At 56.3% G+C, this 25,704-nt stretch carries 23 protein-coding genes; 21 read left to right on the forward strand and 2 right to left on the reverse strand.

Annotated elements, in window-relative coordinates; translation table 11 throughout:
* Positions 1-58: 58 nt before the first annotated feature.
* A complete protein-coding gene (locus tag ACSX1D_RS09605) occupies positions 59-688 on the forward strand; it encodes a sarcosine oxidase subunit gamma (RefSeq protein ID WP_439862010.1) in 630 nt (209 codons plus the stop codon).
* Positions 689-937: 249 nt separating this feature from the next.
* Here ACSX1D_RS09605 and ACSX1D_RS09610 read toward each other — a convergent pair whose 3' ends face one another.
* A complete protein-coding gene (locus ACSX1D_RS09610; RefSeq protein WP_439862011.1) occupies positions 938-1,831 on the reverse strand; it encodes a LysR substrate-binding domain-containing protein in 894 nt (297 codons plus the stop codon).
* Positions 1,832-1,967: 136 nt separating this feature from the next.
* On the opposite strand from ACSX1D_RS09610, the gene ACSX1D_RS09615 reads away from it, so the two are divergent.
* The 4 genes from ACSX1D_RS09615 (at position 1,968) to ACSX1D_RS09630 (ending at position 5,975) form a co-directional block, all read left to right on the forward strand.
* Entirely contained in the window at positions 1,968-3,476 is a 1,509-nt protein-coding gene (locus tag ACSX1D_RS09615; RefSeq protein WP_439862012.1) for a sodium/glutamate symporter, read from the forward strand.
* A gap of 325 nt (positions 3,477-3,801) precedes the next feature.
* Positions 3,802-4,548 (forward strand): winged helix-turn-helix domain-containing protein, encoded by a 747-nt coding sequence (locus ACSX1D_RS09620; RefSeq protein WP_439862013.1) that lies wholly within the window; start codon positions 3,802-3,804, stop codon positions 4,546-4,548.
* A 132-nt stretch (positions 4,549-4,680) separates the two neighbouring features.
* Complete coding sequence (locus tag ACSX1D_RS09625; protein WP_439862014.1) at positions 4,681-5,043, forward strand: hypothetical protein; 363 nt, start codon at positions 4,681-4,683, stop codon at positions 5,041-5,043.
* A 95-nt stretch (positions 5,044-5,138) separates the two neighbouring features.
* Positions 5,139-5,975, forward strand: a complete 837-nt coding sequence (locus ACSX1D_RS09630) for a P-loop NTPase (RefSeq protein WP_439862015.1) — start codon at positions 5,139-5,141, stop codon at positions 5,973-5,975.
* Positions 5,976-5,991: 16 nt separating this feature from the next.
* On the opposite strand, the gene rfaH is transcribed toward ACSX1D_RS09630, so the two are convergent.
* Positions 5,992-6,492, reverse strand: a complete 501-nt coding sequence (gene rfaH, locus ACSX1D_RS09635; protein ID WP_439862016.1) for a transcription/translation regulatory transformer protein RfaH — start codon at positions 6,490-6,492, stop codon at positions 5,992-5,994.
* 758 nt (positions 6,493-7,250) lie between these two features.
* On the opposite strand from rfaH, the gene ACSX1D_RS09640 reads away from it, so the two are divergent.
* The 16 genes from ACSX1D_RS09640 (at position 7,251) to ACSX1D_RS09715 (ending at position 25,421) form a co-directional block, all read left to right on the forward strand.
* Positions 7,251-7,766, forward strand: coding sequence for a hypothetical protein (locus ACSX1D_RS09640; protein ID WP_439862017.1), 516 nt, complete (start codon positions 7,251-7,253; stop codon positions 7,764-7,766).
* Between the two features lie 99 nt (positions 7,767-7,865).
* On the forward strand, positions 7,866-9,029 hold the full coding sequence (locus tag ACSX1D_RS09645; RefSeq protein ID WP_439862018.1) for an outer membrane beta-barrel protein: 1,164 nt from the start codon (positions 7,866-7,868) through the stop codon (positions 9,027-9,029).
* Positions 9,030-9,106: 77 nt separating this feature from the next.
* Positions 9,107-9,646 (forward strand): polysaccharide biosynthesis/export family protein, encoded by a 540-nt coding sequence (locus tag ACSX1D_RS09650; protein WP_439862019.1) that lies wholly within the window; start codon positions 9,107-9,109, stop codon positions 9,644-9,646.
* A gap of 93 nt (positions 9,647-9,739) precedes the next feature.
* Positions 9,740-11,980: a GumC family protein gene (locus ACSX1D_RS09655; RefSeq protein ID WP_439862020.1), complete on the forward strand. Its 2,241-nt coding sequence runs from the start codon at positions 9,740-9,742 to the stop codon at positions 11,978-11,980.
* A 524-nt stretch (positions 11,981-12,504) separates the two neighbouring features.
* Positions 12,505-13,230: a tyrosine-protein phosphatase gene (locus ACSX1D_RS09660; protein ID WP_439862021.1), complete on the forward strand. Its 726-nt coding sequence runs from the start codon at positions 12,505-12,507 to the stop codon at positions 13,228-13,230.
* A 67-nt stretch (positions 13,231-13,297) separates the two neighbouring features.
* The gene (locus ACSX1D_RS09665; protein WP_439862022.1) at positions 13,298-13,990 is read left to right on the forward strand and encodes a hypothetical protein; all 693 of its coding nucleotides are present in this window, start codon (positions 13,298-13,300) and stop codon (positions 13,988-13,990) included.
* A gap of 355 nt (positions 13,991-14,345) precedes the next feature.
* The gene (locus ACSX1D_RS09670) at positions 14,346-15,866 is read left to right on the forward strand and encodes an undecaprenyl-phosphate glucose phosphotransferase (RefSeq protein ID WP_439862023.1); all 1,521 of its coding nucleotides are present in this window, start codon (positions 14,346-14,348) and stop codon (positions 15,864-15,866) included.
* 218 nt (positions 15,867-16,084) lie between these two features.
* Positions 16,085-17,359: an oligosaccharide flippase family protein gene (locus tag ACSX1D_RS09675; RefSeq protein WP_439862024.1), complete on the forward strand. Its 1,275-nt coding sequence runs from the start codon at positions 16,085-16,087 to the stop codon at positions 17,357-17,359.
* A gap of 302 nt (positions 17,360-17,661) precedes the next feature.
* Positions 17,662-18,060: a CatB-related O-acetyltransferase gene (locus ACSX1D_RS09680; protein WP_439862025.1), complete on the forward strand. Its 399-nt coding sequence runs from the start codon at positions 17,662-17,664 to the stop codon at positions 18,058-18,060.
* 160 nt (positions 18,061-18,220) lie between these two features.
* Positions 18,221-19,342 (forward strand): GDP-mannose 4,6-dehydratase, encoded by a 1,122-nt coding sequence (gmd, locus tag ACSX1D_RS09685; RefSeq protein WP_439862026.1) that lies wholly within the window; start codon positions 18,221-18,223, stop codon positions 19,340-19,342.
* Positions 19,343-19,344: 2 nt separating this feature from the next.
* Positions 19,345-20,322: a GDP-L-fucose synthase gene (fcl, locus tag ACSX1D_RS09690; RefSeq protein WP_439862297.1), complete on the forward strand. Its 978-nt coding sequence runs from the start codon at positions 19,345-19,347 to the stop codon at positions 20,320-20,322.
* 111 nt (positions 20,323-20,433) lie between these two features.
* Positions 20,434-21,156, forward strand: coding sequence for a glycosyltransferase family 2 protein (locus ACSX1D_RS09695; RefSeq protein ID WP_439862027.1), 723 nt, complete (start codon positions 20,434-20,436; stop codon positions 21,154-21,156).
* A gap of 8 nt (positions 21,157-21,164) precedes the next feature.
* Positions 21,165-21,686: an acyltransferase gene (locus tag ACSX1D_RS09700; RefSeq protein WP_439862028.1), complete on the forward strand. Its 522-nt coding sequence runs from the start codon at positions 21,165-21,167 to the stop codon at positions 21,684-21,686.
* 1 nt (position 21,687) lies between these two features.
* Positions 21,688-23,007, forward strand: a complete 1,320-nt coding sequence (locus tag ACSX1D_RS09705) for an O-antigen polymerase (RefSeq protein WP_439862029.1) — start codon at positions 21,688-21,690, stop codon at positions 23,005-23,007.
* Between the two features lie 15 nt (positions 23,008-23,022).
* Complete coding sequence (locus ACSX1D_RS09710; protein ID WP_439862030.1) at positions 23,023-24,168, forward strand: glycosyltransferase; 1,146 nt, start codon at positions 23,023-23,025, stop codon at positions 24,166-24,168.
* The gene (locus tag ACSX1D_RS09715; protein ID WP_439862031.1) at positions 24,165-25,421 is read left to right on the forward strand and encodes a glycosyltransferase family 4 protein; all 1,257 of its coding nucleotides are present in this window, start codon (positions 24,165-24,167) and stop codon (positions 25,419-25,421) included. Before ACSX1D_RS09710 ends, ACSX1D_RS09715 begins: the two co-directional genes overlap by 4 nt.
* The last annotated feature ends 283 nt before the right edge of the window (positions 25,422-25,704 follow it).

Raw genomic sequence — 25,704 nt, forward strand, 5'->3', positions numbered from 1 at the left:
TCCAGGCGCCGGCGAACCGGCCCTGGAGGTCAACCAGACAACCTCGAAGGTTAACGATATGACAGCGTTCAACGTCTACAAGCAGCGCCCCGATGCCGGCCAGGCCGAATCCCCGCTGTTCCACGCCGGCCTCGACGGGCTGGCACGCAAGGGCAAGAGCAGCGCCGGGGTGACCCTGCGCGAGAAGAAGCTGCTCGGCCACCTGGTCCTGCGCGGCGATGGCCATGATCCGGCTTTCTCTGGCGCCGTACACAAGGCCATCGGCCTGGAGCTGCCGGTGGCCCTGACCCTGGTGGCCAGCGGCGAGATTTCCTTGCAGTGGTTGGGCCCGGAGGAGTGGCTGCTGATCGTGCCCAGCGGCTCCGAGTTCGAAGTGGAGCAAAAGCTCCGGGCAAGCCTTGCCGGTCAGCATCATCAGGTGGTCAACGTCAGCGGCGGCCAGACCATCGTCGAGCTGAGCGGTCCGAAGGTCCGCGAGCTGCTGATGAAGTCCAGCTCCTACGACGTGCACCCGAGCAACTTCCCGGTGGGCAAGGCGGTCGGCACCGTCTTCGCCAAGTCCCAACTGGTGATCCGCCACACCGCCGAGGACACCTGGGAACTGCTGGTGCGCCGCAGCTTCGCCGACTACATCTGGCTGTGGTTGCAGGATGCCAGCGCCGAGTACGGCCTGGCGATCAAGGCCTGAGGTGCCGGTAGCGCCGCCCTGGTGATGAAGCTGCTTGGCGACTCTATAGGTTGGTTCGTTTGGGTGAGCGCGCATGTATGGCGTCGGTGGTTCGAGCCCCACTGTGCCTACCCGTTCGCCCCCCGGCTAGCTGGCAGGGCTTAGAAGGCGATCCGCAAGGATCGCCTTGCTTGTTTGCGGGAATGTTCGGCAAACCCGTGGCGATTCAGTTGTTGGTCGTGTGCCCGGGGCGCATGTTTCATGGCACACCTAGGCGGACGGTCTCCACTGCCTGAGGAAGTCGATAAAGGTCTGCTGGATGGGCGTCACCGAGGCCTTCACCCAGGCGACCTCGGTGACGATCTTTCTTTTTATCCCTTTGAGCGGGCGCAGGACGACGCCCTTGCGGCTGATGTTGCTGGAGCACTCGGCGTGGATGCTGACGCCTATATTCGCCGCCACGAAGCCGAACACGCCTTCGCTGTTGTAGGCCTCCTGTACGACATTGGGCAGGAAGCCGGCCTCGACGCACAGCGCGTCGAGGTGGCGGCGGAAGTGGGTCCAGCGATGCATGAAGCCCATGACAAATGGTTCGTGAGCAAGATCTTCCAGCAATACCTCGGACTGGCTGGCGAGTGGATGCCGCTGCGGCAGTACCGCGACAAAACGGTCATGTTGCACTTCGATGCTGTCGAACTCTAGACCCTGTATTGGCCCGGTGACCAGGCCGAAGTCGATATTGCCCTGCGTCAGGTCGATGAGTTGCTGTTGCGTCGAGGCGTAGATCAGCTCGGTGCGAATCTTGGGGTGCTGCCTGCGGAAGCCATCGAGGATGCTGGGCAGCTCGCCCGATATCGCGAAGTCGGTATAGCCGATGCTCAGTTGACCGCTGAGGCCAGCTCCGGCCTTGCGCGCGAGTTCCACGGCGATGTCCAGTCGTTCGAACACCGCCTTGCTGCCAGCCAGAAAGGCCCGGCCGGCTTCGGTCAGTTCCACCCGCCTGTTGCTGCGCAGCAGCAGCACCTCGCCAATGGATTCTTCCAGTTGCTGGATGGTCCGGCTCAGCGCCGGCTGTGCCACGTGCAGGCGCTCGGCCGCGCGGCGAAAGTGCAGCTCTTCGGCAACCGCCTGGAAGGCCTGTAGATGACGCAGGTCGATGCGCAAATTGATACCTCCCGGGTATCACTCGTTCTAAAATCGATATTGTACGGGTCATGTCGAAATCTTGTATCTTTGTGACGCATTTATCTTTCTATTGCTTTGCCATCTGCCCCGGGATTGCTCGTCATCGCTCAGCGACATGGCGGCACCGATCGATGCGGGGAATGCTACAGAGGCTAAGGAGCTTTGTTTTTTTGGCGCCAGCTTGCCACTCGATGCGGAAAATTTAACTGTGGGAAGTACGTTTCACGGCGTCATTGCCTTTGCCCTGCTAGCCAGCATGTTGCTACTTGGCGCTGTCCTGCGCAGCCGCATCGCGCTGCTGCGCAACATGCTGGTGCCCGCCAGCATTGTCGGTGGCCTGCTGGGTTTCACGCTGTTGTCGGCCGAACTGCTGCCGGGCTTTCAGCCCGATGATTTCACGGACCTGGCCTTCCACTTCTTTACCCTCAGCTTCATGTCCCTGTGCCTGACCGGCAAAAGCAAAGACCACTCATTGGCCGGCGGGAGCGTGGTGCGGGGTGGGCTTTGGCTGACCCTGATCTGGACCGCCAGCCTTGGCCTGCAAGGGGTGATCGGCTACTCGCTCATGACCGGTTACGACGCCGTTACTGGCGCCGGTCTCAGTGAGTGGCTCGGCGCCATCATCACCCATGGCTTCACCCAGGGCCCAGGGCAGGCGCTGACTTACGGCGCGGTCTGGGAGGCGGACTACGGAATCGAGGATGCCGCCCAGGTCGGCATGATCTACGCCTCGCTCGGTTTTCTGGTGACCTTTGTGGTGGGTGTGCCGCTGGCGAAGCGCTTTATCGGTCGCGGCCTCAACGCCAATCGGGCGCCGGCCGAGGATGCCGACTTCGCGTTCGGCTTCTATCGCGGCGCCGCCAAGCCGGCTAGCGGTCATATGGTCACGCATCCGGCGAGCCTGGATTCGCTGGCCTACCATCTCGGGCTGCTGGCCATCGCCTACGTGATCACCTATGTGTGGCTGAGCTTTCTGCAGGGGCAGGTCGCAAGCTTCAGGCCCTTTGGCCTCGACCTATCGGTGCTGTGCAACTTCAACCTGTTCTTTCTGCACGGACTGGCCGTCTGTGTGCTGATGCGCCTGGTCATCGACCGCTGCGGGCTCGACGAGCGCGTCGACGACGAAACGCTGAAACGTATCACCGGCTCGTCGGTGGATTTCATGGTGGTTGGCACCCTGATGAGCATCAAATTTGCGGTGCTCTATGCACTGTGCGCGCCGATCCTGCTGGTCGCTGGCGCCATTACCGTGGTGACACTGGCTGGCTGTCTGCTTCTCGGGCGTCTCAGCGGGCCGCTGGGATGGGAGAGGGCGGTCACCGCTTTTGGCTGTTGCTGTGGTTCGACCGGCACAGGCTTGCTGCTGTTGCGCATGATGGATGCCAATTTCAGCACGTCCGTGGCCAAGGAGCTCGCCTTCTTCAATGTGGCGGTCATCGTCACCACGGCTCATATCCTGTTCTTCTTCGCGCCACTGGCGCCGTCGCTGGGGCGGGACGCTTACTTTTTGGCTTTTGGTGGCACCGCGCTGTTATCGCTTGCCTGTGTTCCGCTGCTGCTCAAGTGCTGGCCGGCATACGAGGAGCGGAGCTCTTCGAGTGCTGTGCCGCAATCTGGGCGGTAGAGCAGGGGAATGTCGGTAGTCGGGAAGGCCTTCAGTGTAAAGCAATATTTATTTCGTTCGCTTATAACTGTTCAAGCGATGCCTCTATAACGACGGTAAGTATCCGCAAGGCTTGGATGCTGGCGCCAATTTCTGAGCGTTACAGCGCTTTTAGGCTTGACAGAAAACGGTGAAGTTCTATGGCAGTCCTTTGGGGGTTCTAATAGGTACTATCGTTTAGGTTGGCCAGAAGTTAAGCGCTCGATTGTTATAAAACGTCAGCTAACTCCAGTATTCGATGCACTAAAATGTAGAAGTACGTCACATTTTTGGATGCAGAAAGGATATGGATGGCAAGGCCGCAGAAGGAAGGGCAGCAGTAGCCGTTTGGGGAAACCCGAATCGCCCATTGATGGCCGAAGGACTTTGTCCAGAGTTCTATACCAAGTTATTTCCTGTCTATTCGGTCAGAATATTCGATCTTGGAGCATCGCCGAGTGGCATTGACAGCTATAAGGCGGCGGTCGTTGAGATTGAGTCGGCGGCGGAGTTCAAGAGAAGCCTGGAAATAATAGGCAGCATTCGGGATCTTAATCCGGATGCGCTTATTTTGGCGCTGGTGAAAAAGCCAACAGTTGACGAGCGAGTGCAACTCTATCTTGCAGGGGTCGACACGTGCCTGGTTTTGCCCGTAGGCGCGGCGGAGATCGCTGATGCCTTCGTGAAGCTTGTTGGAGATGGTAGCAGTGAGAATGTACCGGTTCTTGATCTGCGCCAACTGTGTTTGTGGACTGAGCGAGAGCAAGTTCAACTTTCGTACTTTGAGTTGAGGGTGCTCTGCGCGCTCAGCCGGGCGCGGGGGCGGATTGCAAGTCGGGAAGAAATAGTCGACTTGTTGGAGTGGAGCCCTGATGGCTATGACCAGCGTACGCTGGAAAAATTCATAAGCAGGCTGCGCGCGAAAATTAAGAAATTATTGGGGGGGGATGCCATCCAAAGCATTCGCGGATATGGCTACCGGCTTTCAAGGCGGTTGGCGATCGTGGGGGCTGACGGCATTAACTTACTGCATAAAACAAGAGCTGCTGAATAAAGCATGCCTTTCAACTTGATGAGGGGTGTTCGTCTTCTTGGAAAGGGAAGATGGCATGGTTTTTATTCGCAGTGTGCGTGGAGGGCTTGCGGGCTTTTTGCGGGCACTTGCTTGGTGTAGGGCGTTACCGTGATGGGAGATATAGCTTTTGAGTGTGCGGCAGTCGAACAACTTGGCGCGCGCGTGGTGGATGGCGCTGAGGCGTGGGTGCTGGATTATGAGCGTCGCATGCTCTTGGGAGGGTGCGGGCAAATAGCGCTGACGGCGTCGGAGGCGCTTATCTTGAAGGACTTCGTGGCCAGTGGGCAGCGTGTGCTCAACAAGACCGACATTCTTGCCTGCCTGAATAAAGATTCCGGTAACTACACGGGATTGGTCATGTGCATCAGCAGATTGCAAAGCAAATTCAAGAAGATATCGGGTGGTGCGGGCCTGTTTCGATCGGTCCGTAATCGTGGATATTGTTTGGTGCAGAAGGTTGAGCTGCTCGGCTAGTGCTGTGTATTCGGTGTTGAGTGCGCGCTGATTGCGCGGTAGGTGACCAGGCGCGGTACTCCCGGCCGGCAAGAAGAATCTTGATGAGCTTGGGAATGAGCACTGTGCAGGTTATTGCGGTCACCAGTGGAAAATCGGGAGCAGGCAAGACCAGTGTCGCGGTCAACCTGGCACTGGCATTGGCCGATTTGGGTCGGCGGGTCGTCCTGCTGGATGCCGACCTGGCCATGGGCAATGTCGACGTTGCGCTGGGTTTGATCGCCGAGCGCACCCTGGCCGATGTGGTCGGCGGCCAATGCGCGGTTAGCGATGTGATTCTGCGGCACTCCAGCGGTGTTCGCGTGGTGCCGGCGGCATCCGGTCAGCCCCATATGAGCCGGCTTTCCGCTCGGCAACATGCCGAGATAATCCATGCTGTCAGCGAACTCGGCGACAGCCTGGACTACCTGATAATCGACACGGCTGGAGGGCTGAGCCAGGCGTCGCTCGATTTCGTATGCGCCGCGCGCGAGGTATTGATAGTGGCCAATGGTGAACCTGCCGCTATCTCCGCTGCCTGCGCACTGATCAGGCAGCTCAATTGCGAGTACGGCATTGGGCGGGTTCAGGTGCTGGTCAGCATGGCTCGCAGTGCCTACGAGGGGCTGATGGTGTTCAAGAAACTGGAGCAGTTTGCCGACAGTTTCCCTGACGTTTCCCTGTGTTACCTCGGCACCGTGCCCTTCGAGGATGTGGTGCGCAAGTCAGTGCAGCAGCGGCGCGCGGTCTATGAGGCATTTCCCCGTTCGAGTTGTGGGCAGGCTTATCGACGGCTTGCCGAGAGGGTCGAAGGCTGGCCCCTGCCAGCAGAGCCCAGCGGGCGAGTCGAGTTCTTTCTCGAGCAGTTGATTGAGCGTGTCAGGAAGGATCGGCGCTACCCGGGGGCGGCCTAGCCTGCCTCTGGTCCACTTAGACTTTACGTATGCCACTCAATGGCGCGCGCACTTTCTGCTCGCGCTGCATGATATTGAGCAGGAGTACAACGCGCTCGCTGCCGTCCATCGACAGGAATATCGCGTCCATTTCGGCAAGTGGCCCCTGCTTGATGCGCACCTTCTCACCTGGCTTGAGCGATGCTTCAACAAGTGGGGTGGACTCTCGTTGGCGAAGTTGGCCGATAAGCTCTGCGGATATGGCTTGCGGCTGGCCGCCGAAACCGACGACGCGCGCCACGCCGCGGGTTGAGCGCAGTGGCGCCCAGGAGTCGTCCGGGCTGATGGCAATAAATAGATAGCCCGGGAAGAGTGAGTCTTGGGTCGGTCTGCTCGAGCCCGGCGCACGCCTCCTCATTTTCGGGCGGTAGCAGCTATAGCCTTGGCGAAGCAGGTTCTCTTCTGCGCGGTCATCCTGGCGCGGTTTGCACTGTATGAGGTACCAGGTAATAGCGGTGGATCGCTGGGCTTCAGCCATTTGTGCACTTCCATGCGAATGTTGCGGTGTTTTTTCGGCGCCCGCTTTTTGACCCTCGATGGTTATCAATTAGAGGGCGCAATGTATCGTCGCTGGTTAGTCCAGTTATTCTGTCTGCCTCATTACGACGAGAGCGGCGCTGCATTTTACTGCGCGCTAGATTGCTTGGGTCGCTCTTTTGCTGACGATTTATAACAATGCCGCATTGAATGGCTCTGGTTGTCGCGCTATGGCTGAATTGTTATAAAACGTCAGCCTCAATATGGGTGCGCTGTATTAGATTAGCGCCACGTTGAAGGTCGCGCGGGATGCGTGACGAAACAGCGCTCAATAATAAAATCAAGACTCGAAGGCTGTACGGTCCTCACCTTGCTCACAGGTGGGATTGTTCGGCTGGCTTTCTATTGCGCGGCGCGTACTGGAGGGCAGGGCGTGATGATTGTTGGGTATTGCACTTTAGTCGGTTTAGGTAAGTGCGGCTGTTTTGTATAACAACTAGGCATTTAGTCTCAGGAGAAACTGTTAATCCTGGGGCGGTAGCGTGGGAAATTCAGTGTGCTTCAACCGTAGGTGCGGCAGTCGAGCGATTGGCGATGGCGTGCGGAATATCGGTTGATAGCGCCTGACGTCAGGCCAAGCGCCAATCCCCTCTGCACCTTCTCAAACATCGCCATGGCGGACCCATTCCCCAAGACTGCCCGCGTATCGCTATAGAACCGGGACAGGACACCCAGCAACATCTGACGAGGACGTTCGATATGCGCAAAACCCTAACCGGCCTTTCCCTGGCCCTGACCCTGGCCTCGGGCCAGGCTTTCGCCGACCAGGCGACCCTGGATGCACTCCAGGCAGCCGGCATTGCCCTCAGCGAGGCTCAGGTGCAGGCCGTGGTTGCCGCCGAGGGCGAAGCCCTGGTAGCGGTGATCGCCGGTCTCGTGGCGGCCAACCCTGACGCCGCAGCTGCCATCGTCGCCGCTGCAGTGTCGGCCAACCCGACCCAGGCTGCCGCCATTACTGCCGCGGCAGTCAAGGCTGCACCGGCCCAAGCCGCTGCCATTACCGCCGCTGCGGTCAAGGCCGCCCCGGCGCAAGCCACCGCCATCACCGCCGCTGCCGTTGCCGCCGCACCCGCCCAGGCTGCCGCCATCACTGCCGCAGCCAATGCCGCCGCCCAGAGCAGCGTCGCCGCAGCGACCAGCTCCGGCAACAGCAACACCTCCTCCAGTGTGCCGAGCAGCAGTGGCGGTGGCGGCGGTGCGGCAAGTCCCAACTAAACGGCTGACTCACAGCTGAATCGAGAGTGCTGTCGGCGAGCCGGCAGCGCTTTCCCATGTCTGCCGGCAAGACCACAGGTAAGGAACACTGGGTACCCTATGAGCATCAATATCAACGCACGTTCACTGGCTGTCGCCGTCTCCGCTGCACTCAGCGCCAACGCCTGGGCGATCGAGCCGCAGAGCATCAAGCTGGCCGACGGCCTGACCTTCACCCCGACCCTGCAGGTCAGTGAGCGTTACGATGACAACTTCCGCGCCGTGGAAGACAACGAAGAGTCTTCCTGGATCACCGCCATCACGCCGACCTTCGTCCTCGGCGCCCAGGGCCGCAAGAGCGCCTACGCGCTGACCTACTCGGCCAGCAGTGACATCTTTCATTCCAGCCACGCCGACGACAACACCGATCATCACCTGACGGCAGATGCCGGCTTCGAGTTCGACGTGCGCAACCGCCTGAAGCTCAATGCCGGCTACCACCAGGTCGAAGAAACCGCCTCGCTGGATCAAGCGCTCGAGAACGACAAGTACAGCACCAGCAATGTGGGCGGTGTGTACAGCTTCGGCGCCGAGAGCGCCCGTGGGCAGATCGACTTCGGCGCCAACTATGAAGAGCTGCGCTACCAGAACGGCAACAACCTCAATGCCGACAAGGAGCGCGACACCACCGCGCTGAGCAGCACCTTCTATTACCGTGTGGCGCCCAAGACCCGCGCCCTGGTCGAGGCGCGTCACACCGACTACGACTACGTGACCAACACCCGCCTCAACAGCAACAACATCGCCCTGCTGGGTGGTGTGACCTGGGATGCCACGGCCAAGACCACCGGCACCATCAAGATCGGCGGCGAGCGCAAGCGCTTCGACGACTCGCGCATCGACGACAAGAGCGGCTCGCTCTGGGAAATCGGTGCCAGCTGGAGCCCGCGCACCTACTCCACCTTCGACCTGAAGACCCGCCGTGCGCTGGACGAAGGCGACAGCGGCGCCTCGTCCATCCAGTCGCAGAGCACCACCCTGAGCTGGAACCATCAGTGGATGGAGCGCCTGAGCTCGGACGTCAGCTACACCTACTCCGACCAGGAGTACCAGGACGTCAAGCGTGACGACAAGATCGACACCTTCGGCCTGGGCCTGACCTACGAGATGCGTCGCTGGCTGGATGTGGGCATCGGCTACAAGTACTCCGAGAACGATTCCTCGGCAGTCGGCGAAAGCTACAAGCGCAACATCTACTCGATCAGCGTCACCGCCAGCCTGTAACGGCGACTGCATCGAGACAGCAGGGGGCTAGCCGCCCCCTGTCGTTATCCCAAGCTTCAAGCGTGTAACAGAGGCACATGGACATGCGCATATTGATCAGCCTGATCATCGGCATCCTGCTGAGCACCAGTGGATACGCTCAGGCAGAAGGCAACTCCCAGTACCGCCTGGCGTCCGGCGATGTCATCCGCATCAGCGTGTTCGGCGAACAGGACCTGAGCTTCGAAGAGCTGCGTCTGACCGACGCTGGCACCTTCTCCTATCCCTTCGTCGGTGAGGTCAGGGCCAAGGGCAAGACCGCCGCCGAGATCGAACAGATCATCATCGACAAGCTGCAGGGCGACTACCTGATCGACCCACGGGTGTCGGTCAGCGTGCTGGAGTACCGCGAGTTCTTCATCAGCGGCGAGGTGAAAACCCCGGGCGGCTATCCGTTCCAGCCGGGCCTGACCCTGCGCCGCGCCGTGGCGTTGGCCGGCGGCCTGACCGAGCGCGCCTCCGAGAGCCGCATCACCATCATTCGCGACCACGATGAGAGCCGCACCCCGGAGGTGGCCAACCTCGACACCCGGGTGATGCCCGGCGACACCATCACCATCGACCAGGGCTTCTTCTAACCGATCAGTCCACGCCCTGCGCGCCCGGGTGGCGCGCAGCGGCCGGCCGCGCCCTGGTGCCTGAGCGCCTTTATTTGCAGAGTTTTCCCAAGCATGGAAAGTAATACCCAGATCATCGAGCGAAACCTGATCGCCCAGCGTCAGGACGAGGACGACGACGAGATCGACCTGCTCAAGCTGTGGCAGACCATCTGGCGCCGCAAGTGGAGCATTCTCACCCTGGTGTTTGTGGTTACCCTGGTGGCCATCCTCGCCGTGCTCGCCATCACCCCCATCTACCGCGCCGCCGCCACCCTGATGATCGAGGAGAAGGCCGCCAAGGTGGTCTCCATCGAGCAGGTCTACGGCCTGGAAGGGGCGGGCAGCGAGTACCTGCAGACCCAGTTCGAACTGCTCAAGTCGCGCAGCCTGGCCGAGCGCGTGGTGCGTCAGCTCAACCTGACCGCCCACCCCGAGTTCGACCCGCGCCAGCAGCCCGAGCCGCTGATCGACATCAAGGGCCTGCTGGCCAATTTCGATTTCAAGAACGTGGTACCGGCGACCCTGCCCGGTGACCTGGATGACCCGCAGGCAGCGAGCGAGGCGGAGATCTTCGACGAAGTCACCAAGGCGTTCATGGAGCGCATCAGCGTCGAGCCCCAGGGCAAGAGCCAGCTGGTCAAGGTGCAGGTGGACATGGCCGATGCGCGCATGGCCGCGCTGGCCGCCAACGCCCTGGCCAATGGCTTCATCGAAGGCCAGCTGGAGGCGACCATGGAAATGTCCATGACCGCCACCAACTGGATGAACAGCCGCCTCGGCGAGCTGCGCAGCAAACTCAAGGACGCCGAAGACCGCCTGCAGGCCTTCCGCGAGGCGGAGAACCTGGTGGACGTGGACGGCGTGGCGACCATCAGCGCCGCCGAGCTGTCGCTGACCGGCGACCGCATGATCGACGCCCGTCGCCAGCGTGCCGAAGCCGAGAGCCAGTACCGCCAGGTGCAGGCCATGGGCAAGAGCAACTGGGAGCGCCTGGCGAGCATTCCGGCGGTGCTCGGTCACCCGTTGATCCAGCAGTTCAAGGGTGATGAAGCCAAGGCCCGGGCCAAGGTCGAGGAACTGTCGCGCCGCTACGGCAAGCTGCACCCGGCCATGCAGGCCGCGCGTTCCGACCTCAACGCCGCCTCCGCCAGCCTGCGCAGCCAGGTCGAGCAGGTGGTCGCCGGCATCGAGCGCAACTACCAGCTGGCGGTTGCCAACGAAAGCTCGCTGCAGGCCTCGTTCAACGCCAACAAGTCGCAGATCCAGGACATCTCCCGCAAGGAGTTCAAGCTGCGCGAACTGCAGCGCGAAGTGGATGCCAACCGCGCGCTGTACGACACCTTCATGACCCGCCTGAAGGAAACCGCCGCCACCGCCGACCTGCAGAGCGCCAATGCCCGCGTGGTCGACCAGGCGGTGATGCCGACCGAGCCGGTCAAGCCGAAGAAGGCGCTGATCGTCGCCATCGCCGCGCTGCTGGCCGGCTTCGTCGGTGTCGGCCTGACCCTGCTGCTGGATGCCCTGAACAACACCTTCAAGAGCACCGAACAGGTGGAAGGGCGGCTGAACATCCCGGTGCTGGGCATCCTGCCGCTGATGAAAACGGTGGAGCGCAAGGACCTGGCGCGCATGTTCACCCGCAACCAGGACAAGAGCTTCAGCGAGTCGATCCGCACCATCCGTACCGGTGTGGTGCTCTCGGGCATCGACCACCCGCACAAGGTCATGGTCATCACCTCGTCGATCCCGGGGGAGGGCAAGAGCACCGTGTCGGCCAACCTGGCCTTCGCCCTCGGGCAGATGGAAAAGGTGCTGCTGATCGACGCCGACCTGCGCCGCCCGACCCTGGCCAAGAGCTTCGACTTCCCGGTCGGCACACCCGGCCTGGCCAACCTGATCGCCGGCACCGCCAAGCTGGACGAGTGCCTGCGTAGCGTCGACGGCATCGACCTGCTGAGCGCCGGCACCGTGCCGCCGAACCCGCTGGAATTGTTGTCGTCGCCGCGCTTCGCCAAGGTCATCGAGGTGATGAAGAACAAGTACGACCGCATCATCATCGACTCGCCGCCGACCCAGGCGGTCAGCGATGCGGTGGTGCTGTCCACCTTCGCCAACTCGCTGATCTACGTGGTCAAGTCCGACTCCACCGCCATCCCGCTGGTGGAGAAGGGCGTCGGCCAACTGCTGCAGAACAACGCGCCGGTCAAGGGCGTGGTGCTCAACCAGGTGGACATCAAGAAGGCACAGAAGTACGGCTACAGCTACGGCGGCTACTACGACTACTACGGCTACAGCGACGCGAAAACCGCCTGAGCCAACCGAAATCGCGGCGAGGGCGCCGCTCCTACAGACGCTCCACGCTCCCTGTAGAGCCTCCGCCCTCGCCGCGACCTAAACACCCAAAAAGCTCGCGGCGAGGGCGCCGCTCCCACAGCCAACGCGATCCCCTGTAGGAGCGGCGCCCCCGCCGCGAAGCAATAGCCCAGCCACCACAGCATCACCAGGCACAGCACAAAAGCTCGCGCCGAGGACGCCGCTCCCAAGAAGAGTCGCGCTTTGCGTAGGAGCGGCGACCTCGCCGCGAAGCGATAGCCCAGCCACCGCAACACCAAAGGCACAGCACAAAAGCTCGCGCCGAGGGCGACGCTCCCACAAACAACGCGATCCCCTGTAGGAGCGGCCGGGCGGCGATCCGCGCCCCCGCCGCGAAGCGATAGCACAGCCACCACTGCACCAACAGACAAACCCAAAAGCTCGCGCCGAGGGCGACGCTCCCACAGCCCGGCCGCACCCACAGCCCAAACCGCACCAAACACCAACGGACCTTTCCGCCCACCATGATCGACCTGCACAACCACCTGCTGCCCGGCATCGACGACGGGGCGCCTGATCTGGATACCTCGCTGGCCCTGGCGCGGGTGGCCGTGGCGGACGGCATCACCCATGTGGTCTGTACCCCGCATATCCACCCCGGGCGCTATGACAACACGCCGGCCAGCATCGAGGCCGCGCGCCTGGAGCTGGTGGCCGCTCTCGACAAGGCACAGATTCCGCTGAGGGTCGCCGCCGCCGCCGAGGTGCGCTTCGACATGGAGCTGATGATGGGCGTCAGCCAGGGCACCATCCCGTTCCTCGGCGAGTGGCGGGGCAAGCGGGTGCTGCTGCTGGAGTTCCCCCACGGCTTGGTGCCTTTCGGTGCCGAACGGCTGATCGGCTGGCTGCTGCAACGCGACATCGTGCCGATGATCGCCCACCCGGAACGCAACAAGGGCCTGATGCGCAGCCCCGAACAGCTCAAGCCGCTGCTGGCCCAGGGATGTCTGCTGCAGGTTACCGCTGGCGCCGTGGCCGGGCATTTCGGCCCGGCGGCCGAGCAGCTGGCGCTCAACCTGCTGGCCGAAGACGTGGTCACGGTCATCGCCAGCGACGCCCACAACCTGCAACACCGCCCGCCGGTGCTGAGCGAAGGCATGCAGCGCGCGGCGCGCATCGTCGGCAAGGCCAAGGCCGAGGCCCTGGTCAACCACACGCCCTGGCTGATCGCGCAGACGCACTTCACCTGAACCCCATCGACCCACCCGCCGGCCTCGTGGCCGGCGTCGGCCCAACTCGTTCCCAGAGTTCCAAAGCGTGAAATCCGTCACAGAAAAACTGCCGCTGCTGCTCGTGCTGCTGCTCGCCCTGGCGCTGCTCGCGGCCGGCGCGCGGATGATTCCCGCCGGCATCGCCAGCTACCAGGCCGAAGCCTTTATCGGCACCTGGGAACAGGCCGCTGGCGAGCCGTCGCCCCGCGCCTGGGTGATCGCCCACGATGCGGCGCAGCGGGCCATCGCCTGGTATCCGGTGGCCAATGGCGACTACCTCGACCGTCTCGGACGCATCTACAGCTGGCAGCAGTTCCGCCAGCCCTACGGCGACCCGCTGGCAGAGGCCTCCCGGCGCGCGGCGCTGCAAGCCTACCGCGCCGCAACCGCCGCCCGGCCCGCCTGGCCCTACAGCTGGGAGCGCCTGGCCCACACCAAGCTGTACCTGCAGCAGTTCGACGGCGAGTTCGCCCACGCCCTGGGCGAAGCCCAGCGCCTCGGGCCCTGGCGCATCGGCGTAAACCGCGAACTGGCGGCCATCGGCCTCGGCGCCTGGGCGCAGCTCGACGCGCCGCAACGCCAGGCCAGCCTGGAGTCCGCCCGCCGCGTCGTCGCCTATGGCCCGGCAGAGACCAAGCGCCTGCTCGAACTCGCCGAGGCTACCGGCCACCTGGACGAACTGTGCAACAAACTCGGAGCCGCACTGATCACAACCCGCCAGCGCACGCCATGTACCTGATTCAAAACCTCGCGCCGAGGGCGCGGATCGCCGCCCGGACGCTCCTACAGCCAACACAATCCCCTGTATGAGCGGCGACCTCGCCGCGAAGCGGGCCGCAGGCCCGCCCGACTGGCCCGCCCAAAATCCGTAACCGTCTTGTAGGAGCGGCGCCCCCGCCGCGATGCGATAGCCCAGCCACCACAGCACCAACGGACAGCCCCAAAGCTCGCGCCCCCGCCGCGAAGCGATAGCCCAGCCACCACAGCACCAACGGACAAACCCAAAAGCTCGCGCCGCCTAACAACCGCAACCGCCGCAGCACCCAAAGCCAAACCACGGCTCCGCTGAATCCAAACTTCACCAGGTAACCGATATGTCACGGACTCAGACAACCGCCACCTTGTTCGACCCTCAATCGAACCCGCCCCTGCACCGGCGCCGTCGCGGCGACCTGGCCGGGCTGGGCCGCGGCGCGAACGAAACGCGGCAGCGCGGCGGCCTCAACCTGGTCGGCAAGCGCGACACCAGCGCCGCCGCCGGCCGTGGCCTGACCTTCTGGGGGCAGTGGTTCGCCGCCATCAGCAGCGTCATCCTGCTGCTGAGTGTGCTGGCGCTGTTCAAGACCGGCGAGATGGGCGAGCAATACCGGGTGCTGGCACTGCTGGTCCTGCTCGGCTCGGTGCCGGCCTATTCGCTGCTGCGCGTGTACCACAAGCATCACGGTTACCTGACTGGCCTTAGCCGGCTGTTGGCTGGCTGGTTGGTGCTGCTGGCCGGCCTGACCGTGGCCGCCTTCGTCACCAAGACCAGCGCATCGTTCTCTCGCGAGGTCATCCTGACCTGGGCCGTGCTGGGCTTCGCCCTGCAGGCCGGCCTGTACCTGCCGTTGCACTTCTGCGCCCGCAGCTACCAGCGGCAACTGCAGCGCGAACGCACCTCGCTGATCATCGGCACCGGCGACCTGGCCCACAACCTGGCCGACAAGCTCGCCCGCCAGCAGTGCGAGCCCCTGGCCGGGCTGGTAGCGGCGGACGATGGCCTACATCAGCAGGGCGACTACCCGATACTCGGCAACCTGGCCCACCTGCGCGACCTGATCGCCACCCACCGCATCCGCCGCCTGTACATCGCCCTGCCGCTGAGCGAGGCCGAGCAGGTGGAAGGCCTGTACATCGACCTGCTCGATGCCCAGGTGGACGTGGTGTGGATACCCGACCTACGCAGCCTCACGCTGCTCAACCACTCGGTGTCGGAGATCGACGGCCTGCCGGCGATCAACCTCAACGAAAGCCCGCTCACCGCCTACCCGACCGCCGCCCTGACCAAGGCCGCACTGGATCGCGGCGTGGCCCTGCTGGCCATTCTCGCCCTCAGCCCGCTGCTGCTGGCCACCGCCCTGGCGGTGAAGCTGAGCTCCCCCGGCCCGGTGCTGTTCAAGCAGAAGCGCCACGGCTGGAACGGCAAGATCATCAAGGTGTGGAAGTTCCGCTCCATGCGCGTACACGCCGACGCCCAGGTCAAGCAGGCCAGCCGCCAGGACCCGCGAATCACCCGCGTTGGCCGCTTTATCCGCCGCACCTCCATCGACGAGCTGCCACAACTGTTCAACGTGCTGCAGGGCCGCATGTCCCTGGTCGGCCCACGCCCCCACGCCGTGGCGCACAACGACTACTACACCGGCAAGATCGACGCCTACATGGCCCGCCACCGCATCAAGCCCGGCATCACCGGCCTGGCACAGATCAGCGGCTGCCGCGGCGAAACCGAAACCCTCGACAAGATGGCCAAACGCGTGGAACTGGACCTGGCCTACATCAACAACTGGTCCGTGTGGCTCGACATCAAAATATTGATCAAGACGCCGTTTACGTTATTGTCGAAAGATGTGTACTAAGTTTTTCGGACTAGTAATAAATAAAGTTACGTAAAGCTTCATGTGCGATTACCTAGTGCAGTGAATTGCTCACTGCCGATGCCGTAATTTTGAAGGTGTGTGGTTATATTTAGGCGGTGAAAATGAAGGTATTAGCGGCTGCTCAAGAGCGAGCGTATTCGATGAGGCGGTTGTTTTTGTGCTTAACCAGTCTAAGTAATAGGGATCACCGCCTGTTGATGTCCGTTGTATATTCGTTGCTCTCAAAATTTGTTGGTATTTTTGTCGCGCTAGTTACAATGCCATTGACTTCGGAGTACTTTGGCGGTGAGTTGTTTGGGGTTTGGATGATGGTTACCGGACTATTGGCAACACTGACGTTTGTTGACCTTGGAATCGGTACTGGATTGCAAAATGGAATAAGCAAGTCGTTTGGGCTTGATGATCCGAAAATTTCAGAAAAGTACATTGTGAACGCGTACCTGACCGCGTCGTTGGTAGCGGTGCTGTTGATGATTACTTTGTCCATATGCTTAGAGGTAATTAGGGCTGAGGATGTGGTGGCCATATCGTCGTCCCCTGCTTTAAGTTTGGAAACGATAAATGCGCTATATTTTGGTCTCTGCGTATATTTGGTTGGTGTTCCAGCAAGTCTTGTGCATCGGGTCTTGAATGGCTATCAAGAAAACTCCACTACAAATAAATTGATAATATGCGGCAATGTGACAGGGTTTATCGGAATTTGTGCGTCCGTTTATTTGGATTTGGGTTTTTCAGGTGTTTTGTTTTTTTTTGCTGCTTCTCCGGTAGTTATTAATTCTATCTATAGTATTTATTACTTCCATAATAAGCGGGGCTTTTTCTTAAGGCGAAATTTAGATCGGGAAGTGATCTCCAAGCTTTTTACGGATGGTGGGTGGAGTTTGCTTGCACAGGTCATGTTTGCAGTGAAATTAAATTCGCCTCCAGTAATAATTGGAGTTGTGGTTGGCGCCGTAGCTGTTGGGGAGTACGGCGTAGCTCAGAAATCCGTGTCAGTATTAGGGGTGTTGGTCGCGGTTGCGCTCCAGCCATTATGGAGTGCATACGGCGAAGCCTATTATCGGAAAGACAAAATTTGGATTCTTAAGGCGCTAAAGAAATCTATATTGTTCGTGTTAATAGTAACGCTTCCTTCTTCTCTGTTTTTTATGTTTTTTGGTCAGGATTTAATTGGATACTGGATTAAAGATGTTGTGCCATCCGTAGCTTTAATAGCGGCTCTGTCTGGCTGGGTTGTTCTTTCTAATCTTAATGTTTGTTTCGCTATGTTTCTTAACGGCATCGGGGCATTTAAGAGACAGTCGCTTATATCTGTGCTGTTTATGCTGGGGGCGCTTTGGGTCTCATACTACAGCGGACTGGCTTGGAGCGAGGCGGGTGTAGTAATAGGTTTCGTGTTAGTCGCTGAGTTGGCTAGGATGCCTTTTCTTGCAAATGAAGTACGTCGAGAGTTCAGGGGAATCGCAGCATGAACCACCTAAGTAAAGACTTCTGGAAGTGGTCGCTATACACAAGAAAAAAAACTATGGACTGTGTTCGTGGGTTCAATGCTCATTGGAATTCGATGTCAAATAATTGCGTCTTTGGAGAGTACTCTCATTTGATGAGGGGGTCGGAGGTGTCCGATTCATCTTTTGGGCGGTTTACGAGAATTAGCGGTGGCGCGGTAACTAAGTCAAGTGTTGGCGCGTTTTGTGCTATATCTAAAGGTTCGATAGTTGGAGGAGGGGGGGATCACCCTTTGGACCAAATATCTTTCCACTCTGTGTTTTACATGAATAATCGAGTGCAACATCCAAAATTGCAGCTTTCAGAGAAGCAGCTTTTTGATGATGAGGTTCAGGAAGTGGTTATTGAGAATGACGTGTGGGTAGGGTCAAACTCAGTAATAAAGTCGGGTGTAACGATAGCTACTGGCGCAGTAGTTGGGAACAGTGCGTTAGTTGTGAAAGATGTGCCTCCGTACGCCATTGTAGGCGGGGTCCCGGCCCGAGTTATAAAGTATAGGCACTGCGACAACCTAATCTCTGAATTGTTGAGGTCCGAATGGTGGAATTGGTCTGTTCCTCAACTAAAAATAATATCCAAGCACTTTGATCAAAGTAGACCGATGACTCTAGAGCGTTTTTTAGATATTGAAGAGGAGGCTCTTTCCATTTCTTATGATGTATAGAGTTCCTGTGAGTGGATATGCACGGTAAATTTACCGCCGTTAGCCGTTCTTTTACAGTCTTCAAGTCAAAAATAGAAATTATGACTTAACTTGGGTCTGGGTCTACAGCCGCTTCGGACTCATTCATAATGTTTTTTAATTAATTACTAGGTCTAGACAAATGGTCAAGCGCGCTCTTATTACCGGCATCACCGGCCAGGACGGCTCCTACCTTGCAGAGTTCCTGCTGGAGAAGGGCTACGAAGTTCACGGCATCAAGCGCCGTGCCTCTTCCTTCAATACCCAGCGGGTGGACCATATCTACCAAGACCCGCATGTAGGTAATCAGAACTTCATCCTGCATTACGGTGATTTGAGCGATTCGTCGTGCCTCACCCGCATCATCCAGCAGGTGCAGCCGGACGAGGTGTACAACCTCGGCGCGCAGTCCCATGTGGCGGTGAGTTTCGAGTCGCCGGAATACACCGCCGATGTGGATGCCATGGGCACCTTGCGTATTCTCGAGGCCATCCGTTTGTTGGGCCTGGAGAAGAAGACGCGCTTCTACCAGGCCTCCACCTCCGAGTTGTACGGCCTGGTGCAGGAAACCCCGCAGAAGGAAACCACGCCCTTCTACCCGCGCTCGCCCTACGCGGTGGCCAAGCTGTATGCCTACTGGATTACCGTGAACTACCGCGAGTCCTACGGCATGTATGCGTGCAACGGCATCCTGTTCAACCACGAGTCGCCACGCCGTGGCGAAACCTTCGTGACCCGCAAGATCACCCGCGGCCTGGCCAATATCGCCCAGGGCCTGGAGCAGTGCCTGTACATGGGCAACATGGATGCGCTGCGCGACTGGGGCCATGCCAAGGACTACGTGCGCATGCAGTGGATGATGCTGCAGCAGGAACAGCCGGACGACTTCGTGATCGCCACCGGGGTGCAGTATTCGGTGCGCGAGTTCATTCGCTGGTCGGCGGCGGAGCTGGGCATCAGCCTGCGCTTCGAGGGTGAGGCTGTGCAGGAGCAGGCTGTTGTCGAACGCATCGAGGGCGACAAGGCGCCGGGCCTGACGGTGGGTGATGTGATCGTGAGGGTCGACCCGCGCTACTTCCGCCCGGCCGAGGTGGAGACCCTGCTGGGCGACCCGAGCAAGGCCAAGGACAAGCTCGGCTGGGTGCCGGAAATCACTGTGCAGGAAATGTGCGCCGAGATGGTCCGCGAAGACCTGAAGATCGCCCAGCGTCATGCGCTGCTCAAGGAGTACGGCCACGACGTACCGATGGCGATGGAGAACTGATGGTGGCGCGCGATCTCAACCAGGCGGTGTTCGTGGCCGGGCATCGTGGCATGGTCGGTTCGGCCATCGTGCGCCGGCTCAAGGCGCTGGGCTACAGCACCATCCTCACGGCGAGCCGTGAGGAGCTGAACCTGCTCGACCAGGCAGCGGTGCGCGAGTACTTCCAGGGCAACCGTATCGATCAGGTGTATCTGGCGGCGGCCAAGGTGGGCGGCATCCATGCCAACAACAGCTACCCGGCGGATTTCATCTACGAAAACCTGATGATCGAGGCCAACATTGTGCAGGCGGCCCACAGCACGGGCGTGCAGAAGCTGCTGTTTCTCGGCTCGTCCTGCATCTATCCCAAGCATGCGCCGCAGCCGATGCAGGAAGAGGCGCTTTTGACCGGCGTGCTGGAGCCGACCAACGAGCCTTATGCCATCGCCAAGATCGCCGGCATCAAGCTGTGCGAGAGCTACAACCGCCAGCATGGCCGCGACTACCGCAGCGTGATGCCGACCAACCTCTATGGCCCGCACGACAACTACCACCCAGAGAACAGCCATGTGATCCCGGCGCTGTTGCGGCGCTTCCACGAGGCGGTGCAGCGTGGTGACGAGGAGGTGGTGATCTGGGGCAGCGGCAAGCCGATGCGCGAGTTCCTGCATGTGGACGACATGGCGGCGGCCAGCGTGCATGTGATGGAGCTGGACGGCGAAACCTACCGCGCCAACACCCAGCCGATGCTGTCGCACATCAACGTGGGCAGCGGGGTGGATTGCACCATCCGCGAGCTGGCCGAGACCATCGCCAAGGTCACCGGCTTTGCCGGGCGGCTGAGCTTCGACGCGAGCAAACCCGACGGCGCGCCGCGCAAGTTGATGGACGTGTCGCGGCTCAGGGCGTTGGGGTGGCAAGCAGGTATTGGTTTGAAGGAGGGCTTGGCTTCGACCTATAACTGGTATGGAGAAAATATCTCTAGAGGCCGAATTAGTTGAACAGAGCTGCCGGCAGAAAATATTGCGCAGGAAAGCTCCTACTCCGAAAGCGTATCAAACAGTTAAGCGGGACTTACCAGGTTGAAAACTATAAAGATGCCGCCAAAGCCTATGTTTAGTATCATCGTGGCTTCCTTTAATAGCGAATGCTACATTCGGGATGCGCTCGAGTCAGTCAAAAATCAAACTTTAAAAGATTACGAACTTATAATTATTGATGGAGGATCTACAGATAGTACTGTTGAGATAGTCAATAAAGATTACTGCCGCCTTATTAAGTGTATGGTTTCAGAAAAAGACAAAGGCATAGGCGATGCTTGGAATAAAGGGCTTCAGAAATCTGAGGGTGATTTTGTTCTGTTGTTGAACTCGGACGATTTTTGGCCGCCTGAGTATCTCGAGATGATTGCTAGGGAAATATCTGTTAGTGATGATAGAGTCGTCTATTATGGATCGACAATAATGGTGGATGAGGGAAAAAATATAATCTGCACAATAAATAAGAGGTTTCGTAGGTTCTTGTTATGCATGGGATTCAGGTTTATCCATACATCCTGTGTCATTCCATTGGCGACATATAAAATTATTGGGCGATTTGATACGAATGTTCAAATTGCCGTTGACACCGACTGGCTTCTCAGAGCCTACAAGCTTGGAATACCTTTTAAGAAATTGCCGCATAAGAATTTTATGCGTACAGGTGGGGTGTCCGACAAGCATAAAAATCGTGCCTTTTTAGAGTATATCTCAAGAGCCAGGTTTCATAACGTTCTAAGATTGCCTAAAATTTTCTACAGTGTACTGATGCATGTGGCTCTGTATATAAAAAAATGAAAACGCAATTGTTCTTCCTGTATGTAAGGGTAGTAAATTTAACGGCAAATCTTATTCCGTTCTTCAAGGTCAAGAATCTGCTTCTTAGGCTACTTAATGTCCGTTTAAAGAAGAATGCGGTTGTGCATTCCAAGGTCAGACTCTTTGGTCTGTCTGAGGTGCGCATTAATGAAAACTCAATAATTAATTTCGGTGTTTATCTGGATAATCGAGGAAGAATTACTATCGGGAAAAACGTTTCAATTGCGCACGATGTTAAAATATATACTGCGGGGCACAAAATTGATTGTGATAACTTCGGGTATTATAAGAAGGATGTATTAATAGAGGACTACGCCTGCATATTCTCGAACGCACTAATTATGCCGGGAGTTAGGATTGGGAAGGGCGCAGTGATTCTTCCCGGGGCCGTAGTAACAAAAGATATCCCAGAGATGGCAATCGCAGGTGGGAATCCTGCGAGCCTTATAAGAGTTAGAAAGTCTAAGTTGACATACAAGCTGGATTATAAGTATTGGGCTGCCAGTTGATATGAATGAATTGCTTGTTATTTTGAACTTGGTATTGCCTGTTGTTTATTCGCTCCACGCGCTGAAGAAGACTGGAACGCATGCGTCTTTAATTGTTTATGGGATGCATGTTGTGTATTTTTCCTTGATGCCATCCTTGCACATCGCATTTGGTTTTTCGGTGTATAAAAACCTACACATGAATGATATCTTAAATACCTATTTGATTTGCGGTGTCATCGGTATTACTTTAATGCACGTGTCATTGATCACCGCTCTTCGTCTTAATAAAAAGTTTATCGGTAAGCACATCTTTGAGCGTGTAAATAGTGCAGAGAAGACCAAGAGAAGTCTTGTTGCATCCTTGTTATTGTTGGGGGGAGGGGCTTATGTGATTACTTTCTTTAAGACAGGTGATTTTCTTTACGTTTTTAATCCGGTAAATTCCTTTGAAGTAATGATGTCTCTAGCTCGCGGAAAGTATTTTCTAAATTTCATATCTGGCGGATTAGTTTATTTGTGTCTTTACATTGTTTATATTTATGGGGAGAAAGACGGAAAATTTCACATCCCCCTAGTATGTTTAGTTGTGTTCATTTATTTCATTCTAGCGCAGCCAGCTACGCGAACCTGGGTGCTTACCATGCTGCTAAGTATTATTTTTTTACGCCATTATCCTTCGCGTAAGTTGTTAAGCAGGACTACTGTAGTAGCTATATTTGCTGCGCCAGTATTGATTGTCCTGTTGCATGTTCTGAATTATTCTCGCTTGGGAGATTACTCAGCTATCTCCCTAGGTACCTTTTTTAAAGGTTCGTTAACTGCGCTGTATTTGAATTTCTTGCAATTCGAGAATGGTCTTTCACTAATCGAATATTTCAAATCGCATGATTTTCTGTATTTTAGATTCTTAGTTGCTGCTCTATCCCCGCTTGCGGCTATTCCATCAGCTATTCTTCCTTTTGAAAAACCTCGAGCTGACAAAGAGGCGCATTTGACCGAGCTCATTTTTGGTGATGAGTTAAATTTGAATTTTTATCATTTGGGTTCAACTCTAACATACACCATTCCAATGTCTGGGTACGCCGACTTCGGGTACTTTGGGACTATTGTCGCCTGCGTGATCTATGGCATGGTTTTGGGGTTAATTGCACAAGGAATATCATACGGCGGTTTGGTTCGTTTTATATCGCTCTACCTGTTTGTTAGTTTTTCTGCTGGCTACCGCTTGGGTGTAGAAGGTCTGTTACTGTCGGTATATAATTTTGTAATTATGAATGCTGTTTTCTTGTTTTTCTTTAAGGTTAAAGGCTTCTTGAGAAAATCAAGCCGTATTGTATAAGGAGGCTATCTAGTAATGAGGGACGTAGCATTATTTGTCACGTTTGGGGATTTTGGTACTCCTACCGATGGCGGTAGTAAGTTCACTCGTGAAGTTATTGAGTTGATGAGATTGTCCGAGTTGGATGTTGAGATATTTAGCTATTATGATTGGTCAAGTATCAAGCATAAATTTCTTAGAAAAATTGCATCTATGTTTGTTGCGCTTCTACTCAGGCTACCGTTGCCGGTTTCTTATTTTTATAGTGATAATTTGAGGGTGGCTATAATAAATAGGGCGCGTGAGTTACTGGGCGAGCCTTGCCGGTCTATTAAAAAATTAACGATTTTTATCGACCACCTAGAGCTTTGCTATCTCGCGGTAGATCTGCGTAAGGTCTTCGGGGAAGCTGTTGAAATCGTACATATAAGCCATAATATTGAGCCTGCTCTTTTTCAGCAGCGTATGGGAGGAAAAGGGCTATATAAATACTCACAACTGTGTTGCGTTTATAGCGATTTTGAGAAAGAGGCCTTAAGTCATGTCGATAGAATATATTCTATTTCTGACGAGGAGAGGCACCACTATTCCTTACTTAATCCAGTTTCCTCATTTGGTACTTCAATTAAGACGATTACTATTCCGCCAGTTTTTTCCTATGCATCGAAATTAGAAGGTAATAGCCGGCTCTCCCATAAAAAGCTAGTGTTTCTTGCAAGTTTTGATTGGTGGCCAAATTTACAAGCCTTTCAATGGATACGTGATTGCTTGGCACCTAGGTTGTCTTCGGAATTTAAGATTCATGTATATGGGAAGAATAGCAAAAAATACTCCTTTGGGGCTCCAGAGAATATGGTGTTTCACGGATATGTCACGGACATAATGGAGGTGTGGGATAATTGTTTTTTTTCGATCGCTCCCATTGTCCAAGGTGCCGGCGTTAATATTAAGGTTGCAGAGAGCCTACATAATAAAATTCCAGTTATTGGAACTAAGGTTTCGTTCGGTGGCATATCTGAGGTCTACTTGAAAGGCTCGCTGGAACTTGAATTAAATGCAGATAAATGGGTGGCAGCCATGTGCTACTACTCGAATAGCTCAGATGAGTACGAGAAATTAAAGGGTTCGATATCATATCCATCAGTGAATGACGTGCTTGAACAACTCAGGCGGTGCGCATGAAAGACGTCAAGACTAAAATTCTTTTGGTTCTCTCGCGGAGTTTGTCAAGTAGCGATGGTGGGCGTGAAGCGTTAATAATCGATTTCATAAAAAGAATGAGTGTCTATTGCGATATCAGTGCTGCCGTATTTAATACGAAAGCAGAGGTAGAGCAGGATATAATAATTAGCCACAAAAATAATGGCGTAAGCACCACTATAGTACTAGCTAAACCTGGGCTGCCTTCCATGATAAAAAATGTGGCGATGTCTAGAGGTGCATTTCAGGAAGCACTATTTTTTAGCAAGTATAATTTGCGCAAAATAGAGGCGTTTGTTAAGTGTGAAGGAATCTCAGCTGTATATTTCGATATGGTACGGCTTTTCAAATATGCAGAAGGCGTAAAAAATAATACAGCGGCGAAGGTCGTGTATGACCTTGATGATCTCCTATCGCTACGGTATGACCTTTTTGCAAGGTCTAATCTAACACCAGTGCAGGTGTTTGGTTCTTACGGAAAGTTTATACCTATAATTTTGTCTAAAGTGCTGGTAAAAAAGATATTACCTGTGATTTTGAGCTATGAGGCAAAAAAGTGTAGGGAGCGTGAAATAGCTGTCGCTAGTATTGCAGATGTAGTCTTGATTACATCACCATCAGAGAAAGAAATCTACCAGAAGTTTACGGGCAGGCAGGAGAGTATATTCACTAATTTTCCTATCGTTAACGTAAGAGAAGCTATTGTCGGTCCTGGTAAAGTTGGTGAGAAGGAGCTTGTCTGGCTAGGCAATAACTATGTTGCGCATAACATTGAAGCCTTGGAGCATCTTATCTCCAGTGTGCTTCCCAAGGCCACTGGTTTTACTTTGGTGGTTGCGGGGAAAACACCAGCAGAATTTGTTGAAAGGCATAGGGGTAAGGATTATGTCCAGTTTGTCGGCTTTATTTCATGCGTAGATGTATTGTTTCGACCGGGTAAGATTTTGATATCGCCGTTTAAGTTTGGCACAGGTATCAAAATTAAATTGCTGGAGGCAATGTCATCCGGTGTGGCTGTCGTAACTAATGACATAGGATTTCAAGGTATTCCTCATGGCGGGAATGTGTACTTTACCCCTTGTTCTAGTGATGAGGAAATCATAGATAGAGTGCATAAATTAACAAGTGATCACAGTTATCTTTATGGCTGGTTAGTAGAGCAGCGGAAAGTTCTAGAGCGTCATTTTTCGCGCAGCTACGAGAAGAATATTGTTTTGGCTATTAAATCCAGTTAGTAGTAATTCCATGTAAGTAATAGACGCCTCCAGTTTCTTTCTGCGCAGGCGTTCGGTTCCGACAGCCCCCCTTCCTGCCCAGCCTTATCCTAAAGCAACTCCAGTTACTAGCCAGTATCAATATTGCTGTGTTGTGGTGATTTTTCCATCGCCTGGCGAGTGACTCGCTTCCTACGGTTACGCATCGACAATAAATAGTCTTCCCACCGGCGCCGAATAGCTTCATCTGGTGAGGATGGAGCACGCAAGCGAAAGGCTGTTTGTAAGTAGGCAGGCATATCGA

Source organism: Pseudomonas sp. MBLB4136 (assembly GCF_051904765.1).
Lineage (GTDB): Bacteria > Pseudomonadota > Gammaproteobacteria > Pseudomonadales > Pseudomonadaceae > Aquipseudomonas.